General features: G+C 56.8%; 1 protein-coding gene. It reads left to right on the top strand.

The window, feature by feature from the left end; all coding sequences use genetic code 11:
- A partial coding sequence (locus ACI43T_RS12105) for a putative PEP-binding protein (RefSeq protein WP_405387368.1) occupies positions 1-266 on the top strand: 266 nt, incomplete at both ends.

Below are 266 nucleotides of genomic sequence, written 5' to 3'. Positions count from 1 at the left end.
GCCCGGACATCCCGCCGTGCTGAAAATGCTGCAACACGTCATCCGCACCGCCAACCGCATGGACAAAGACGTGTCCGTATGCGGCGAGATGGCGGGCGATACGGCGTTTACCCGCATCCTGCTTGGTATGGGGCTGCGCCGTTTTTCCATGAATCCGAACAACATCCTGCCCGTCAAAAACATCATCCTGCACAGCAATATCGCACAGCTCGAAAACGAGATTGCCAAAATCGTCCGCTGCGAGGACGAGGAAAAGGCGGAAAAGC

It is taken from the genome of Neisseria oralis (genome assembly GCF_045062685.1).
GTDB classification, from domain to species: Bacteria; Pseudomonadota; Gammaproteobacteria; order Burkholderiales; family Neisseriaceae; genus Neisseria; species Neisseria oralis.
Note: the sequence above shows the minus strand (reverse complement) of the source record. Positions and strands in the feature narration are given on the sequence as shown.